The 16,466-nt window shown below is 31.3% G+C and carries 18 protein-coding genes; 5 read left to right on the top strand and 13 right to left on the bottom strand.

Features of this window, described 5'->3' with window-relative positions; all coding sequences use genetic code 11:
- Positions 1-334: 334 nt before the first annotated feature.
- The 7 genes from Q4Q35_RS08525 to Q4Q35_RS08495 form a co-directional block, all read right to left on the bottom strand.
- On the bottom strand, positions 335-958 hold the full coding sequence (locus Q4Q35_RS08525; protein WP_303277545.1) for a JAB domain-containing protein: 624 nt from the start codon (positions 956-958) through the stop codon (positions 335-337).
- 44 nt (positions 959-1,002) lie between these two features.
- Positions 1,003-1,779, bottom strand: coding sequence for a DUF5995 family protein (locus tag Q4Q35_RS08520; protein ID WP_303277544.1), 777 nt, complete (start codon positions 1,777-1,779; stop codon positions 1,003-1,005).
- A 582-nt stretch (positions 1,780-2,361) separates the two neighbouring features.
- Entirely contained in the window at positions 2,362-2,598 is a 237-nt protein-coding gene (locus Q4Q35_RS08515; RefSeq protein ID WP_303277543.1) for a DUF6804 family protein, read from the bottom strand.
- 40 nt (positions 2,599-2,638) lie between these two features.
- Positions 2,639-3,106 (bottom strand): tellurite resistance TerB family protein, encoded by a 468-nt coding sequence (locus tag Q4Q35_RS08510; protein WP_303277542.1) that lies wholly within the window; start codon positions 3,104-3,106, stop codon positions 2,639-2,641.
- Positions 3,103-5,595: an Hsp70 family protein gene (locus Q4Q35_RS08505; protein WP_303277541.1), complete on the bottom strand. Its 2,493-nt coding sequence runs from the start codon at positions 5,593-5,595 to the stop codon at positions 3,103-3,105. The genes Q4Q35_RS08510 and Q4Q35_RS08505 overlap by 4 nt, the downstream gene beginning before the upstream one ends.
- A 10-nt stretch (positions 5,596-5,605) precedes the next feature.
- Positions 5,606-5,974 carry a hypothetical protein gene (locus Q4Q35_RS08500; protein WP_303277540.1) on the bottom strand — a complete coding sequence of 123 codons (369 nt, stop codon included), beginning with the start codon at positions 5,972-5,974 and terminating at the stop codon, positions 5,606-5,608.
- Between the two features lies 1 nt (position 5,975).
- A complete protein-coding gene (locus Q4Q35_RS08495) occupies positions 5,976-7,412 on the bottom strand; it encodes a hypothetical protein (RefSeq protein ID WP_303277539.1) in 1,437 nt (478 codons plus the stop codon).
- Positions 7,413-7,946: 534 nt separating this feature from the next.
- Between Q4Q35_RS08495 and Q4Q35_RS08490 the strand changes: the two genes are divergently transcribed.
- On the top strand, positions 7,947-8,723 hold the full coding sequence (locus Q4Q35_RS08490; protein ID WP_303277538.1) for a carboxypeptidase-like regulatory domain-containing protein: 777 nt from the start codon (positions 7,947-7,949) through the stop codon (positions 8,721-8,723).
- A 39-nt stretch (positions 8,724-8,762) separates the two neighbouring features.
- Here Q4Q35_RS08490 and Q4Q35_RS08485 read toward each other — a convergent pair whose 3' ends face one another.
- The 3 genes from Q4Q35_RS08485 to Q4Q35_RS08475 are packed head-to-tail and all read right to left on the bottom strand — an operon-like array spanning position 8,763 to position 10,368.
- A complete protein-coding gene (locus Q4Q35_RS08485; protein ID WP_303277537.1) occupies positions 8,763-9,140 on the bottom strand; it encodes a VOC family protein in 378 nt (125 codons plus the stop codon).
- Positions 9,141-9,145: 5 nt separating this feature from the next.
- Entirely contained in the window at positions 9,146-9,673 is a 528-nt protein-coding gene (locus Q4Q35_RS08480) for an SRPBCC family protein (RefSeq protein WP_303277536.1), read from the bottom strand.
- Positions 9,674-9,711: 38 nt separating this feature from the next.
- The gene (locus Q4Q35_RS08475) at positions 9,712-10,368 is read right to left on the bottom strand and encodes a TrmH family RNA methyltransferase (RefSeq protein WP_303277535.1); all 657 of its coding nucleotides are present in this window, start codon (positions 10,366-10,368) and stop codon (positions 9,712-9,714) included.
- A 70-nt stretch (positions 10,369-10,438) separates the two neighbouring features.
- On the opposite strand from Q4Q35_RS08475, the gene Q4Q35_RS08470 reads away from it, so the two are divergent.
- Together Q4Q35_RS08470 and Q4Q35_RS08465 are read left to right on the top strand one after the other, a co-directional pair.
- A complete protein-coding gene (locus Q4Q35_RS08470) occupies positions 10,439-11,119 on the top strand; it encodes an SIR2 family NAD-dependent protein deacylase (RefSeq protein ID WP_303277534.1) in 681 nt (226 codons plus the stop codon).
- A gap of 394 nt (positions 11,120-11,513) precedes the next feature.
- Entirely contained in the window at positions 11,514-12,110 is a 597-nt protein-coding gene (locus tag Q4Q35_RS08465; RefSeq protein ID WP_303277533.1) for a hypothetical protein, read from the top strand.
- Here the strand turns inward: Q4Q35_RS08465 and Q4Q35_RS08460 are convergent.
- From Q4Q35_RS08460 to Q4Q35_RS08450, 3 genes are all read right to left on the bottom strand, one after another.
- On the bottom strand, positions 12,107-12,526 hold the full coding sequence (locus tag Q4Q35_RS08460) for a cupin domain-containing protein (RefSeq protein ID WP_303277532.1): 420 nt from the start codon (positions 12,524-12,526) through the stop codon (positions 12,107-12,109). The genes Q4Q35_RS08465 and Q4Q35_RS08460 overlap by 4 nt on opposite strands.
- Before the next feature lie 10 nt (positions 12,527-12,536).
- Positions 12,537-13,769, bottom strand: coding sequence for a glycosyltransferase (locus tag Q4Q35_RS08455; protein ID WP_303277531.1), 1,233 nt, complete (start codon positions 13,767-13,769; stop codon positions 12,537-12,539).
- Positions 13,770-13,913: 144 nt separating this feature from the next.
- Entirely contained in the window at positions 13,914-14,387 is a 474-nt protein-coding gene (locus Q4Q35_RS08450; RefSeq protein WP_303277530.1) for a heme-binding domain-containing protein, read from the bottom strand.
- A 44-nt stretch (positions 14,388-14,431) separates the two neighbouring features.
- Here Q4Q35_RS08450 and Q4Q35_RS08445 point away from each other — a divergent pair, with 44 nt between their 5' ends.
- Together Q4Q35_RS08445 and purB are read left to right on the top strand one after the other, a co-directional pair.
- Positions 14,432-14,998, top strand: coding sequence for an adenylosuccinate lyase (locus tag Q4Q35_RS08445; RefSeq protein ID WP_303277529.1), 567 nt, complete (start codon positions 14,432-14,434; stop codon positions 14,996-14,998).
- A 116-nt stretch (positions 14,999-15,114) separates the two neighbouring features.
- Entirely contained in the window at positions 15,115-16,458 is a 1,344-nt protein-coding gene (gene purB / locus Q4Q35_RS08440) for an adenylosuccinate lyase (RefSeq protein ID WP_303277528.1), read from the top strand.
- The last annotated feature ends 8 nt before the right edge of the window (positions 16,459-16,466 follow it).

Raw genomic sequence — 16,466 nt, 5'->3', positions numbered from 1 at the left:
GCCATAGAGGTATTTCGCTGGTTTCATTTTGACCTAAAAAGGTCAAAAACCGAAATTCTGTATTTAGATTCCCGTTTTCACGGGAATGACAATTTCAACGGAAACCCCGAGGCAGAGCCTCGAGGAATTCTTTTCGATTAACAACAAGCTTTATTAGATTCTAGACATTGTTTTTTATGAAGCTGTTTCCAGAAAAAAGCTAGTTAATTTACTCACAGCGTTTTTCTGCTAAAAAATAGGAATAGTTTGACTTACTTAAAAATGAAACAAACACTATAATATTATAAGGTCTTAAATATTACGAAAGTTTGATATGTGTTTGCTTAGACTGTTTTTATTTTTTTCGAACTCGTAGTTTTTTAACGTCCTCGATTGAAAGTCCTGTCGATGCTGCAATCATTTCATCATCAGCACCATTTCTTTTTAATTGCTTTGCAATTTCAATTGTTTTATTTTTTTCTGCAATTTTGGTTGCTTCTTTTTTAATTCTTTGTTCCAACACGAATTTAGGTACATACTTGGTGCTTTTTTTCAATTCGTCAAACAGTCCAACATTAGAAAAACTAAAATAACTCTCATCAGATATTATCAAATGATCGATAACTTCGGTTTTTACAATAATTCCAACTTGAATTAACCTATCGGTTATGTCTTTATCTGCATCCGATGGTTTTAATTCGCCACTTGGGTGGTTATGGCATAAAACTATTTTTACAGCTCTTTTTTGCAAAGCAAAACTAAAAACCTCCATGGGGTCTGCCAGTGTTTCATTTACAGTTCCTAAACTAATGAGTTCTATAAAAAGAATGCGATTGTTATTTGCCAATCCAAGAACCCAAAAGTGCTCTCTGTTCTGGTCAATTTTACCTTCTCGCAATAAAATACGCTGCATGATTCCGTAAATATCATCGGAATTCAGGATTTTAATTTTTTCTTCTTTAGTTAGTTTTATATCCATAGCATAAATGTAAGACTTTTTTCAAAATGGAAGATCTGTTTTTGTTAGTGGTTGTTTAATTTATTTTCGATTAGCTTTTCCAGTTTCTTAGTTTTGTCTGAAGGTTTTCCTCGTTCTCCTATTCTTATTATTATAAATAATAGTTTCACTAAAATACCGGGGTTTATTATTTTTTCTGATAGTTTTGATACTTCAAGATCCTTTAACTCTATTAGTTTTTCTTTTTGTTCGCCATCGCCTTTAACTAATTGGTTTGCGAATTCCCAAGCTTTATCTCTAGCTAATTTCATGCTAAAATTTATTAAAAAATCGTCTACCTTTTTTGTGAATTTTAAAATTTTTAGAAGCGTAGGCCAGATTTCTGCTAAATCTTTTTGGACTTCTCCTACCAATGTTGCCAGTAGTTCGTTTATTTTATTAAAATCTGATTCTAGTAATTTTATGGTTTTTGCGTCTGTTACTTCTGATGCTGCTATGCCTAAGTCTAAATTTATATGCGCATTCATACCTAGTAACAAATGCTGTAATACTATTAGCATACTATTTGTCGATGATTTAAAAGCTATTGCCCACGATTTTGTTACTTCCTTTTCTTCTTTATATTTTGAGTATGCTGCTAAGTAACGGTTCGCAAAAATAACATCCAATTGTTCCATCCTTTTATCATCATCGAAATAATTTGTGCCTATTTTTTCTTTTATATTTATTGTTACATTTTGATATAAAGCCGCGAAATATCCAAGTGTGCTTTCTTCTTTTATGGACTGCTGAATGATTTGTTCTAGGTTTTCTATGACTTCGTTTATTGTTTTAGCTGTCATTTTTTTGGGGGTTGTTTTTCTTTGAATTTAGTTTTTATCGCTACATTAAGTGTTGTAGGCGACGAATAGGATCTATTGTCGTTTTAGTCTTTGCTATGTCTTATTTTTTATTCTGTATTTATTATTTCCCCCTGCTTTGCGAAGTCTCTAACTTCGTAAAATTATTATATTTATTTAGTGTGTAAATTTTCAAACTCCTTAAAAGCTGATAATTCGAAGTTTAAAATTATAATTGGTTCAATATCATCGTTGTTACAAGTCTTACATTTCATGTTTTCATAACTGTGCCAATCACTAATATTTAAATTTAAAACACTCAAGATGGTGTATAGAATTCCAATAAGAGCAAAAACGACCACCCGTTTCCTCTATAAAATATCATAATTTAAAGTTTTTCATGTCTAGTATAATAGTAACGAGTTTTGAAATGTTACTTTTCGGTTAAACACAGACCATTTTATATTTACTTATTTTTGTTTTAGCGATTAAACACTATTACTTTATGGATTGTTAATCACTAGCTTTCTGAGTTCTGTTTGGTTTTCCAAAGTTTTATATTGGTTTGGAAGAAATGTAAGGCTTTTAACTTTTTGTTTTAATCATAAACAAGCTTGCAATAAGCCCAACTCCGACAATAACGTCCACAATATTCCATATTTCTCTTCCAAGTGCGATTTTAAAAAATGGTTGAAAGAGTAGCGCTAGTCCACCATAAATAATCATTTCCGTATTCTTATTTTCTTCAATCGCTTTATATGCCAAAACTCCAAATCCGATTAATGCTATAAAACGCACCAATTGATAAAATCCGTACGACATATCTAATAAGCACAGGAAAAATAGAACCGTAAGAACTATCTTAATTATCGTTTGCCAACTCAATTTCATCTGTAAATTCTTCGTGTAAACCATAGTTTTGAAAGTCAATCAAGTATTTCATTTGTTTTGGAAATTGAGTGATTATTGTTTCTTCCGAAATACCAAGTTTCGACTTTACCATTTGAAGAAACTTTATTTCACTATCTTCAATTTTATTATCCGATTCAATTGTTCGGATTAAAACTTCAATTAATAAAAGTTCTCGCTTTTCATTAAGGTTTAGTTGACTTAATTCGCTCAAATATTCATTAATTGCTTTTTTTCCATTCTGTTTTATATATCTTAAACTTTTTTCAAAAGGTTCTTCTATATCAAAACCCATAAAATAAATTTCATTAGCAGCCATATTCTTGATTTCTGCAATTTCAGATTCATCAATTGAACCATCACAAGCCATTACAGAAATAGCAGACTTTAATAACAAATTTTGAAACGCTTCTGTTTTCATAATCCAAATCCAATTTTAGTTGTTATATCTTCTTTAGAACCTCTTGGTAATAAATCAAGCAGTCCAAAGTTTATTTCTCTTAATCTATCCCAATTTTGACTTTCAATAGCGAAATTACCTGCATCAATAAGACTTTTTGCTTGGGATAGGTCGTTCATTTTTGCTTGGTCTTGTAAAAGACTTGCAAATATTCTTTTTAGGAAATCTGGTGTTCGCCATCTGATTTGTCCAATAATACTGTGAAATTCATCTGACTTTTCTTGAATTTTCAATGGGCTTTTAGTTGACATAAAAGCACTTTCTTGAGATACAATGTCGTTAAATGTTTTACGCTCGTGGTCATTTCCTGAATTTTCAATAAGTTCTTCACAATCGGCTTTAGTTTCGTAGTAATAGTCCATTGCTTTTTGAAGGCGTTTATTTTTTGTTGCACTATCTATTTTTTGTGCAATTTTTCTTTTCTTGTCTTCCAATTGGTAACGTTTATCAGTTACATCATCATCAGTAAGTTTTTCAGCTTCATCTGCAACTGCTTCCATTTCCTTTTTTACTATAGATAAAGCACCTGCGGTTTCATAATCTTCTTTTTCAGTCGCCAACTCAATTTCTTCATCAAGTTTGGATGATAAGTCTGTTACTTGATCTTTTAGTAAAGTAATGTTTGTATCTCTTTCTTTTGGATTAAAAACGTTCTTAAATTCTTGGTCGGACATATTTAGGTAACCAGAAACAGTAACGTCTCTGCTTTCAGAAATCATAATAGTAATTTCAAGGTCAGAACCTTTGGCAATATCTCTTGAAACTTGTTTGCCCGAAATTTCAATGACACCTATAAGTTTATTGGCTTCTGGTAATAATGTTTGCGGTCCTTCATAAACATTTATCCAAAGTCTGTCAAATTCATTGCCTTTCAAAATTGGTTTGTTAATTGGAAACGTCAAAGTCCTTTTTGTAGGAAGAACAGAATTACGTTCAAAAATCAAAGCTAATCGTGTTTGACCTGGATTATCGTAGTCGTCAACCTCTAAACAAATATCTTCTGGAAGGGGTTGTCCACTTATGCCAAAGCCACTATTAATCCCAATAGGTTCAATACCAGTTTCTATAACATTATTTTGGACATCATAAACTGTCAATGTGAAGAAATTATAAGCATTCTCAACTAAAGGCAAATCTTCATTTATTCTTTCTGAAAGCTCTTTTAAACCTGAATCAAATCCACCATCTTGACGTACTATTTTATAAAATAGTCCATCGGTATTCCCTTTGATTCTTGCAGCAAAAAACTCGTCAGTTTCCTTTGATGCTTTATTGTAGCTTGCTTTTATAGAAATTGAATATTGTTTTTTATCAGATTCATCTTTTGAAATTTCTTTTTGTTTTGTTGCCGCATAATATGCCGCACCAATAGCAACAGCAGTCGTTGGGTCAATTTCACAGTTTACAGGTATTTGCAAAACTTCTTCAACACGTTGTCTTACAAAAGGTATAAATGTAGAACCACCAACCATTAAATTAAATTGAACATCATTTGATGTTAATGAGTTTCTTGTTAGTATGGTTTTTATCATTTCAATTGTTCCGTCAATTGAATCTTTAATTAAGTCATTAAATTCTGATTTAGTAATTGTAATTTCCATATCAACTTCATTGCCTTCTTCATCTTCCATTCTCTCCACAATAATTTCTGCTGATGATACTGCTGACAATCTAATTTTTGCTTCCTCTGCTTGGTTTAAAAGAGAATAATATTTTGCATTGTATTTTCCAGTAGCACTTTTCATTTGATTTTCTAAATCCTCAAAAGTATATTGCTCTGAAATTTTAGGAATTATTAATTTTTCTACAATTAAACGGTCAAAATCAGAACCACCTAAAAAGTTATCGCCTTCGTGGTCAACAACTTTCATTTCGCCATCTTTTATTCTTACTAATGCAACATCAAAAGTACCACCACCTAAATCATAAACAAGCCAATTTCCATCTGTCAGTTCTTTTGATTTTTTCATATTGGCATAAGCCAAACTTGCTGCAATTGGTTCTTGAAGTAACACAACTTGTTTAAAACCTGCTTGTTTTCCTGCTTCTTTGGTTGCGTTGGATTGTATAGAATCAAACGAAGCTGGTATTGTAATAACAACAGATTCCAATATGTCGCCTGTATTTACAAATGTTTTTAATTCTTTTAATACTTGTGCAGAAAGGTCAACTGGTGTTTTCGATTCGTTTATAGATTTTATTTGAAAACTTTCGGATGTTCCCATTTTACGTTTAAAAAGACCAACAACATTTTTAGGATCTCTTTCTAAATATTCCTTTGCCTTGTTTCCGACAACAATTCTGTCTTTTTTATAATAAACGACTGACGGCAGTGTTGAACGTCCATAGTCTAAAGGATTATTGAAAACAATTACGTCTCCTTTTACAAATTTTGCAATTGCGGAATTGGTGGTTCCTAAGTCTATTCCAATGTTGATTGTGTTTTCCATTCTATATATCTTAATTTTCTGATTCAACGACAACTACACCTTTTCTAGCAATTAAAGTGCTTCCACCGTTTTTTAATCGTACGATTGGTTTGATTACTTCTTTGATAATTAAATTTTCTGTTGAATTACCTGCGATACTCGCTTCTAAATCTAATCGAGTTTCGTTATATGATTCGCCAATAGGATTATGATAAGTAAGACCTATATCTGAACTTGTTGAACTTGAAAACAGATTTGTTTCAAATATATCTTTCATTTTATTCAGATTTCTCGAAATACTGTTTGATTCTTCTATGTTTTCAAGCTTTCTTTCAATTTCAAAAAGTTGGTCTAATAGCTCAAAATATGGCTTGTATTGTTTAAAATTTGGTTCTAACATTTTAATTATTTTCTATTATTGCGTTTATCATCAGAATTATAACTATTCCTATTAGTATATATCGCCATACTTTCTGCCAAGTATGCAATTTTAATTTACCATAAAACCTATAGCCATTATTAGTAACTTCACAATTATATCTAGCTAATGGAAGTATTGGAATATAAAAGAAAACAAAATAGAAGGTTTTACCATAAATTGTTGTACCAATTCCGTTTATTGTTGACAGACTTGGGGCTACTTTTATTGGTATACCTTGTGTTTCTCGATGCTCTTTTATTTCGAGCAATTCTTTGTAATCCTTATTTATTTTCTGATTATCAATTTCAGAAAGATTAATGTCAAGTGCAACCATTATTAATTCAATAGATGATTCAATATCTGTTTGTTTATTCCAACTCGCAATAGACATACTGCGAATCGAATAAGCAATCTGTGTTCTAATTTCGTTAGCAAAAGAAGGCAAGTTGTTTAGTTCGCTTAAATCAAACGAAGATTTTACAAAAGACAAAGCATTATTTGCCTTTAATATTTCATTTTCAACATCATCAACTTTGCTTTGAATTGCAATTAGAATTTTCGCCCATTCCTTAATTAATGGTGCATTCTTTTCTTGTTCAATTCTTTCTTCATGTTTCTTCTTTACGATGTTATAGTTTTTTTCAAAAGTTGGTTTTGAAACACTTTCAATATTTAGTTCAAGCAAATATTCTAAAAGCGAAAGTGGAACTGAAGTCGTATTAAATTCATTCCAAATATTGAGTTGCAGAAAGTTTACGGATGCTGCTATTTTGTTTATTTGGCTTTGAAAATAAATCGGTAGTTTGTTGAGAAATGCGATTGGAAATCTCTTTTTTATAACATTAGTGACATCATCAATGTTTTCGTCAGTATAATTTGTTTCTTCTTCTTTTATTTCTTTGGTAAGTTTGTCAGTTTCTGTAATTCGCTGTTGAATTTCATTACCCAAACTTTTATAAGCTTTATTCAAATCATTTTTAGAAATAAGGTATTCGGCTCGAAGAGCCGAAGAAAATAATTCTAAATCTTTATTTTGAAAAGACTTTAATAATATATGGTCAATTTTTGCTGAAAAGAAAGGGCTAATAAAATCGACAAATTCGGGTAATTTGTAAATACTTTCTTGTTTGAGGTTGTTTAGAAGTTCGTTACTTCCATTTGCCAAAAACTTATTGAGCTCTAAATTGGTTGATAAGTGCGAATAAAATTCTACTTTATTTTTATCGTCCAATTCTTCTATTGCTCTTTCGCAATCAGATTTTGTTAGTTTCTGCCCGTTGTATTCATAGAATCCGCTGTCGGATAAATCTATGTCGGCAAATAGTCTTCGCTTGGATTTTTTTATAATACTTGAATCTATTTCATTGACTTCTTTGTCTTTTAGTTCAAGTATATCAATAGGATTTATATAAACCATTTCTTATTCAGAATTTATTTTTCAGTTGTTTAAAATATTTTTTCTCTTTTTTATTTTGTTACGGTTTCCCGTATTTTGTTCAATTTTTGTTCGAGCGTTGGCGAAAAAACAGCTCTTTTGGTTTTTTCAGCGTTGGCTTGTGTGTTGAGATAAACCAAATGTGTTGTTTGTGCGGCTGGCTTTTCTGTTTGTGTACAACTAGTAAATAAACACAATTGTCTTTATTTTATTACCTACACCTCAAATATAAATAAAATCCTTACATGACAAATTATTTATTATTGACTTTCAAACACTTAAATCATTTCTTACATAGATTTTTTCTCGTTTTAAAAAATTATAACCCAACTATATCATACAAAAAACAATATAATTAAAGCATTCATAACATCATCAACCCCAATAACGAAGTACAAAGTTTATATTTTTGGTTAAACTTTTTTGTTAATTTTAAGTCAAATTGTGACTAAACTATAGCTTTTGCCATTTTGTTTAGTATTTTAGCTATTGAATTTAATAGATGACACATAACAAATGAAAAACTGCCTACTTCTTTTTACTTTTATATTAACTTCTGCTATTTGTATAGGGCAAGAAGCTAATAAAGTTATAGGTGTTGTTATTAATTCATCTAATGATTCTCCCCTTGAAAATGTTAATATTGTTAATCTCAATCAAGTTATTGGTACCATTACTAATAAAAAAGGTGAATTTGAAATTTCTGCGAAAATAAACGACACACTTCATTTTTCATATTTAGGTTTTAAATCTATAAAAGTTAAAGTTACTAATGACTGGTTAAAGTTTGGAAGTTCGAAAATAGCATTGACAGAATCGGCTTTAGCCCTTGAAAAAGTGGTTGTAAACCAATTGAGACTAACAGGGTATTTAGAAGTTGATATAAAACAACTCCCTGTAATTAATGATAACTATCGCTATAGTATTTCCGGATTACCCTCTACAGGCTATGAAGCCGGCTCTAGAGGAGCTGTAAATAAAATTATCGGATCTATTTTTAATCCTGCAGATTTTTTACATCGTATGTTTGGTAAAAAACCAAATGAATTGCGGAAGTTAAAAAAGATGAAAGAAGATGATGAAATTAGAAACCTATTAGCCTCCCGGTTTGATAGAGAAATGTTAACTGTTTTATTACAGGTAGACCGTGTTGATTTAGATGAAATTGTGAATCAATGCGATTACTCCAAAGGTTTTATACAAACTGCCAATGACTTACAAATACTCGATGCTATTAGCGAATGTTATGAAGAGTACAAATTGCTAAGTCGAGGTAGAAGCAAAAGACTATAAAGAATAAGAGGTTATCAATTAGGATAACTAACCTGTTTTTTATGCTCTGGAATGTAATGCTATTCTATTACCTTCACTATCAATAAAAATACCCATATATCCAACATCTGGCGAAATTTGTGTTTTAGATTGAATTACTTTACCTCCAGCATCTACGACCCTATTTAACTCAGTATTCACATCCTCAGAATGGAAATATATTAAAACGCCTTCTTTATCATTTGGTTTATAAGCTTGGTTTTGAATTAACGAACCTGCAGCTCCGGGTTTTTCCTCATTAAATGGAAACCATCCCATTAAAGTACCTTGAAAATCCTGTGACTGTATTTCTATTTTGAATACCGTATTGTAAAAGGCTATAGCCCTGTCCATATTGGTTACAGGAATCTCGAACCAGCCTACCATATTATGCTCCATAATTTCTAATCTTCTAAAATCTTTTTTAAACTTGTTAAACCTTCTTCAAAATCTTTCCCTACATGCTTGTCTACGTTATAAAACATCATAAAAATATTTGCGGGGATTTTATTAATTCCAGAAAATCCCCAAGTAACTTTTGTGTTTCCATTTCCGACATCTTCTACTTTTAAAAGGGCATCAGACTCAGATTTCCATGGTTTAAAAAACCGTAATCTAGACACGACGCTTTCATTCTCAACAATATTTGTAATTTCTTGTTCTCCTAAACCAACATCTTTATTGCCTTCCCATTTCACTATAAATCCAATATTACCATCATTTCCAATAAATTCTTGCTTCATATTTGGGTCTTTCTTTTTCCAAGGAGACCAATCATCTTGGTTTTTTATATGCTTTAAATATTGAAAGACTTCGGGTAATGGTTTATTAATTACAATACTTCTATTTACCTGAATTTTTTTAGGAGCAATTAAGGCTAAAAGAACAAATAGCCCAACGATTAATACAATTACATAAAAAACTATATACATGATTATTAACGAGTTAGTTAGCACTAAAATTACAAAAATTATTGCTTACTATAAAAACGCTCAACAATCTCATCGTAGCTTTTTATTGTTTTTTTAACCCAATCTAAACGTTTTTCTAATTTTTCTTCATTTGTTAGCTGCCAATTCATAGTAGTCTGCCTTAGCCTGGTAGTTACTTGTTGTAAAATAATTGCTGCTGATACTGATATATTTAAACTCTCTGTAAAACCAACCATAGGTATTTTTAAATAACAATCTGCTGCATCCAGAACTTCTTGAGATACCCCTTCGGTTTCTCTTCCAAAGAAAAAACATGATTTTTTTGTAATATCAAATTCATGTAATTCACAATCGTTAGCGTGAGGCGTAGTAGCCACTATTTGATATCCTTTCTGTTTTAAATCTGAAATACAACTTTTTACGTTATAATATCTATTTAAATCCACCCACTTTTGTGATCCCATGGCAATTTCCTTATCAATACGCTTCGTATTTTGTTCTTCTACGATATTGATTTCCTGAATCCCGAAAACGTCACAACTCCTAATAACGGCACTGGTATTATGTAACTGATATACATCTTCTGTAGCTACTGTAAAATGCTTAGTACGCTGAGATAAAACATTATTAAAACGCTCTTTTCTATTTTCTGTAAGATAGGTTTCTAAATATTCTAAAAGCTTTAAATCTATCATACACCAAAGTTAATAAAGTAAAATAAATGTTTTACTTTGTTCAAAATAATCGGTTAATTACCTTTATAAAATGAAAAAACATATTGTTGTACTTACTGGTGCTGGTATGAGTGCAGAAAGTGGCATTAAAACCTTTAGAGATGCCGATGGTTTATGGGAAGGACATGATGTTATGGAAGTGGCTACACCCGAAGGTTTCGCTGCGAATCCAGAACTGGTTCTGGATTTTTATAACCAACGTCGTAGGCAATTGCAAGAGGTTGAGCCTAATTCTGCCCATCTTGATTTGGCTAAACTCGAAAAAGACTTTACCGTAACAATTATTACCCAAAATGTAGATGATTTACATGAACGTGCAGGAAGCACAAACGTTGTTCATTTACATGGTGAATTATTAAAAGTGAGAAGCACAGGTAATGAAAAAGACATACAGGATTGGGAAACGGATTTGGTTTTAGGTGATACATGTTTAAATGGCTATCAACTACGACCACACATCGTTTGGTTTGGTGAGGATGTACCTATGATTGAAAAGGCCGTTTCCATTTGCGAAACAGCCGACATTTTACTCATTATTGGTACCTCCATGCAAGTGTATCCTGCTGCTAGTTTGATACATTATGTGCCCGAAAATACAGCAACCTATTTTATAGATCCGAAACCAAATATTAGTAGTAAAGAAAATCTAACTGTTATTGCGGAACCTGCTACAGTTGGTATTACAAAGGTTTTAAGTTTACTACTTAAATAACCATTTTATTAACTCTGCTATAAACCAATAAATCTAGAATAGTGTTAAGTTTTCACGGTTAAAGATATCATCCCCCAATACTTCAAAGGTTTATTTGCTTAATAAACATCTGTATTAGCCAAAATCACATTATATTAAATCGACTATACTAGAACTATCGGGCATTGCTCTAAAACCAATTAATAACTTATGAAACATGGACAGCATTTATTGCTACTGGTTCGCAGAAATTGAAATTCACTCCTACTACTGAATCAAAATACCACAAAAAGAGAGTTATTTCCTATTTTTTTTATTAATTGAAAATATTTTACTACTTTTGTTTAATATTATTCCCTCCAAAAGATTATAACGTTAATAATCAAAACATTATTCTAAACAGTTATTTTTAGTTATGAAAACGTTATGTTGTTTTACATTGGTAATATTGCCTGTTTTTGTTTTTTCTCAGGTAGGCGTTAATACAACAAACCCATTAGAGACATTACATATAAATGGAACCGTTAGGGTTGTTAATACCAGTTCTTCTACAGCAACCAAGCTTATGGGAGCTGATAATGACGGTACTATGAACGATGTTGTTGTTGGTGAAAATCTGGCATTAACTGCTGGTACTCTTCATGCCTTTGGGTCGGCAACGTATGGTATCACATCATTTGCTATTGCCGATGGTCCTGTAAATGAAGAATTTCATGATCAAGATTTAGGAATTGATGGAGCAAACCAAGATAAAACTGTATTTAGATTAACCGGAAGAACCAATAACTATAGGTTTACAGGTATAGAAGGTGGAACAGATGGAAGACATATTGTTTTACTTAATATACCAGCTGTAAATTTTAGATTAGAAAATGAAAGTACATCTTCTCTTGCGGAAAATAGAATTATAACATTAAGTGGTGGTTTTGAATCTACTTCAGGACAAGGATCTGCCGAGCTCGTTTATGATGGTACTTTACAAAGATGGTTTTTAATAAATATTAGAAATTAATCTTTTTCAATAACAGTGATGGGTAAGTCTTCAGTTCCCGAATAAAACACTATAATTTCTGCTGGTTTATTACTTTTATTGATTCCGTAATGTACTTTGTTTACCAGTTCCACAATAACATCACCCTCCTTAAGCTCTAAAACATTATTATCTATATCAACTACAGTTAATTCTCCTTTTAATAAAATACCCGAATTAATAACAGGGTGGTAATGTTTATGTAGTTTCGTTTTTGGTGGAATGGTAATTTTTAAAACAGTTATTTTTGGGTTCCCTTCTGGATAATTTGGAAGTTTATCTCCGTTCCAACTTTTAGTTGTTTCGGCCAATTTTACAACTTGTATCTCTGTTATTTTACTAACTCTACAGGACGATAAGACTAATACAAAACTTAAAAAAATAATTATTCTTTTCATTCTCAATTGGTTATTTATTCTTTTCCTCAATCCATTTGCTCATAAACTTAGTACTTTGCATATGGTGATGTTGCAACATTTGTCCTATAAAGTTATTAAGTCGCTTGTTACTGAGTTCTTCTGTTATTTGTTCTATTTTATTAGATAGTTCTTTTTGAAAAGCCTCTTTGTTAAAGCGTTTATTTACAATTTGAAATCCGTTTTGTTGCTTTTCTTTCCAAAGACTTTTATCGGTATATAATGTAACAGCTTTATTAGCAAAATTTTCTGGGGTATCTTCTATAAATCCATTCATTTCAAGACTGCCAAGCATACCCTCTGCTCCTACCGTAGTCGTAATACATGGTGTTCCATTTTGCATGGCATCGACCAATTTACCTTTTAAACCAGCCCCGAATCTTATAGGCGCTAAACATACTTTAGCTTGTTGCATAGCATCACTTACATGTTCTGCAAATCCTTTTATTAAAAAACCTTCTTTTTTATTGTGTAGCTGATTTACTTTTTGAGAAGCATAAGCTCCATAAATATGTAATTCTGCTTTTGGTAATTGCTTTTTTATTAATGGCCAAATAGCATCTTTTAAATATAATACAGCATTGTAATTGGGGTTATGTAAAAAATTACCAATGGTTATAAAATGTTGACGGGCTTCAAAATCTGGAAGATTTTCAATAATTCCTTCAGGAACATCATCTAACAAAAAAGGCAAATAATGCAATAATGCGTCATCTATTTTAAACTTATTTTTAAGAATGTCTATTTCGGCTTCAGAGATAATCAAACTTAAATCACTTCTATAAATACTAGCTATTTCTCGCTTTGCGGTATCATTAAATAAATATGACCTATCAAACGCTTTGTCATCCTTAAAAGCTTGTTCTCGTCCTTTTCGTAAACAATGCAAATCTTCGGTATCTATAATTCTTAAAGTATTCGGACAATGTTCTGCAACCCGCCATCCAAATTGTTCTTCCATCATAAAACGATCGAATAAAACTATATCTGGATTTAACTCTTTTATAAAAACATCGAAACTGATATTATTTAATTCGATGGAAATTTGGTCAATTCCTATAGTACTTAAATTAAAAGCATTATCACTTTTAGCACAAGGGCTAGAAAATGTTATTTGGTAATTGTATTCTTGAAAAAACCGAATCAACTGCATCATCCTACTACCTGCTGCAGAACTTTTAGGCTCTGGCCATACAAAGCCTATTATTAAAAGTTTTTTTGCCATTAATTCACGAATCTTTTTTATTTAAGATGTTATAATCTCAATCATGTATTACAAATAACGCTCCTCACCGAACACTGTTTACTGCCCACTGTTTACTGAATACTGCTTACTGATCACTGTTTACTGCCCACTGAACACTGATAACTATTCCGGCTTAGACTCTAAACTATACTTAAAACGCACTTGTTTAGCCCAATCGATAATAGCTGTTATTTGATCTTCTGTGAGTTTTGCTTCCGTATGCATCCAGGTATACGAATTGAGAGGCATACTCTTGTCTTCTACCATTTCTATAAGTTCTTCAAATTTATGATCTTTTCGTTTTATAGAATTCCCTTCCCACTTAGATACATTAAAATGTTTCTTCCCGTGATTTATATGGTTTTCCAACCAATAATTTACTGGCGTAATATAATTGTACCAAGGATATCTTGTAACATTACTATGGCAATCAAAACAACTTTCCTTTAAAATAACTTTTATATCTTCCGGTGGGTTTGTTTCATAAAAAAAAGCCTCTATAGATGCTAAATCACCTTCATTCTTATCTGGACCAAAAAATTGAGCAACAACAAACACAATAAGTAATAACAAGAATATTTTTTTTATTATTTTCATAATAACTACTATTTTAGAAATCTAAAAATAGACAAAATTATTATATGACCTTAGAAGAATTCTACAAAGAATTAAGCTATATAAACGCCTCTCGCGAAAACCGTACAAAATATGCCAATATTGTTTTAAATGATATGAGTTTGCTCCCAAAACTAATAGACATCCTATTTATGGTAGACGATAAAGTATCGTGCCGTGCAGCCTGGGTTCTGGAGTTTGTTTGTGCAAAATATATTTATGCCATAGTGCCCTACTTAGACATATTTACTAAAAACATTGGTAAAGTTCATTTAGATTCGTCTGTACGCCCTGTCTCTAAAATTTGTGAACATATTTCTAAAGCATATTATTCTAAAGAACCTAATACCATAAAAAAAACATTAAATCCAGAATATAGAGAACGTATTATTGAAGCCTGTTTTGATTGGATGATTAGTGACCAAAAAGTAGCACCAAAAGCGTATGCCATGGATTCGTTGTTTCTTTTTGGAAAAGACTATGATTGGATTCATCCGGAATTAGTGCAGATTTTAAAACAAGATTTCCCAAAACAAAGTGCTGGTTTTAAAGCACGAGCTCGCCGTATTCTTCAAAAAACAAAAATAGCATAAGGTTAAAAACACAAAACTCAAAATAATTACTAAATTTTGAATAAACTTCTGCAACTTCTATATTCCTTCTTCAGGCTAAAAAACGTATCTTTGCAACTTCAAAAAATTGTACTACAATGTCATTATCATCATTAAATGCCGTCTCTCCAATTGATGGACGATATAGAAATAAAGTTAACGAATTAGCGCCTTATTTTTCTGAGGAAGCACTTATAAAATATCGTGTTTTAGTTGAAATTGAATACTTTATTACGCTTTGTGAAATTCCATTACCACAGCTAAAAAATATTGACACTGCTATTTTTGATGACTTAAGAAACATTTATAAAGATTTCTCTGAAGCAGATGCCTTAGCTATTAAGAAAATAGAAAGCGTTACAAACCACGATGTTAAGGCTGTTGAATATTTTATAAAAGAAAAATTTGATGCTTTAAACCTTTCTGAGTATAAAGAATTTATTCATTTCGGATTAACCTCTCAAGACATTAATAACACAGCTATTCCTTTAAGCATTAAGGAAGCGATGAACGATGTATACGTTCCCGAATATTTTAATGTTTTAAATAAATTAAAAGCACTATCTCAAGACTGGGCATCAATATCTATGCTTGCCAGAACACACGGGCAACCAGCTTCCCCTACCCGTTTAGGAAAAGAAATTGAGGTTTTTGTAAAACGTTTAGAAGAACAGTTTAATTTATTAAATGATATACCGGGTGCTGCTAAATTTGGTGGGGCTACCGGTAATTTTAATGCACATCATGTTGCGTATCCTAATATAGATTGGAAAGCATTTGGTTCTAAATTTGTACAGGAAAAACTAGGATTACAACATTCATTTCCAACAACTCAAATTGAGCATTACGACCATATGGCTGCATTGTTTGATACCTTAAAACGCATAAATACTATTTTAATTGATTTAGACAGAGATATTTGGACTTATGTCTCTATGGATTATTTTAAACAAAAAATTAAAGCAGGTGAAGTTGGTAGTTCTGCTATGCCTCATAAAGTAAACCCTATTGATTTTGAAAATAGTGAAGGTAATTTAGGTATTGCCAATGCTATTTTCGAACATTTATCGGCAAAACTTCCTATTTCCAGATTACAGCGTGATTTAACAGACAGTACCGTTTTACGTAATGTTGGAGTGCCTTTTGGACATACACTTATAGGTTTTAAATCCACTTTAAAAGGTCTTGATAAATTGCTTTTAAATGAAGCTAAATTTGCTGAAGATTTAGAAAATAACTGGGCGGTTGTTGCTGAAGCGATTCAAACCATTCTACGTCGTGAAGCATACCCTAATCCTTATGAAGCATTAAAAGGTTTAACCAGAACGAATACAAAGATTAATCAGGATTCTATTTCTAATTTTATAGATACTTTAGAAGTCTCTAATACAATAAAAGAAGAATTAAAACGTATTACACCTAGTAATTATACAGGAATTTAAAAATTAGA

The sequence above is a fragment of the Flavivirga aquimarina genome, assembly GCF_030540835.1.
Lineage (GTDB): Bacteria > Bacteroidota > Bacteroidia > Flavobacteriales > Flavobacteriaceae > Flavivirga > Flavivirga aquimarina.
Note: the sequence above shows the minus strand (reverse complement) of the source record. Positions and strands in the feature narration are given on the sequence as shown.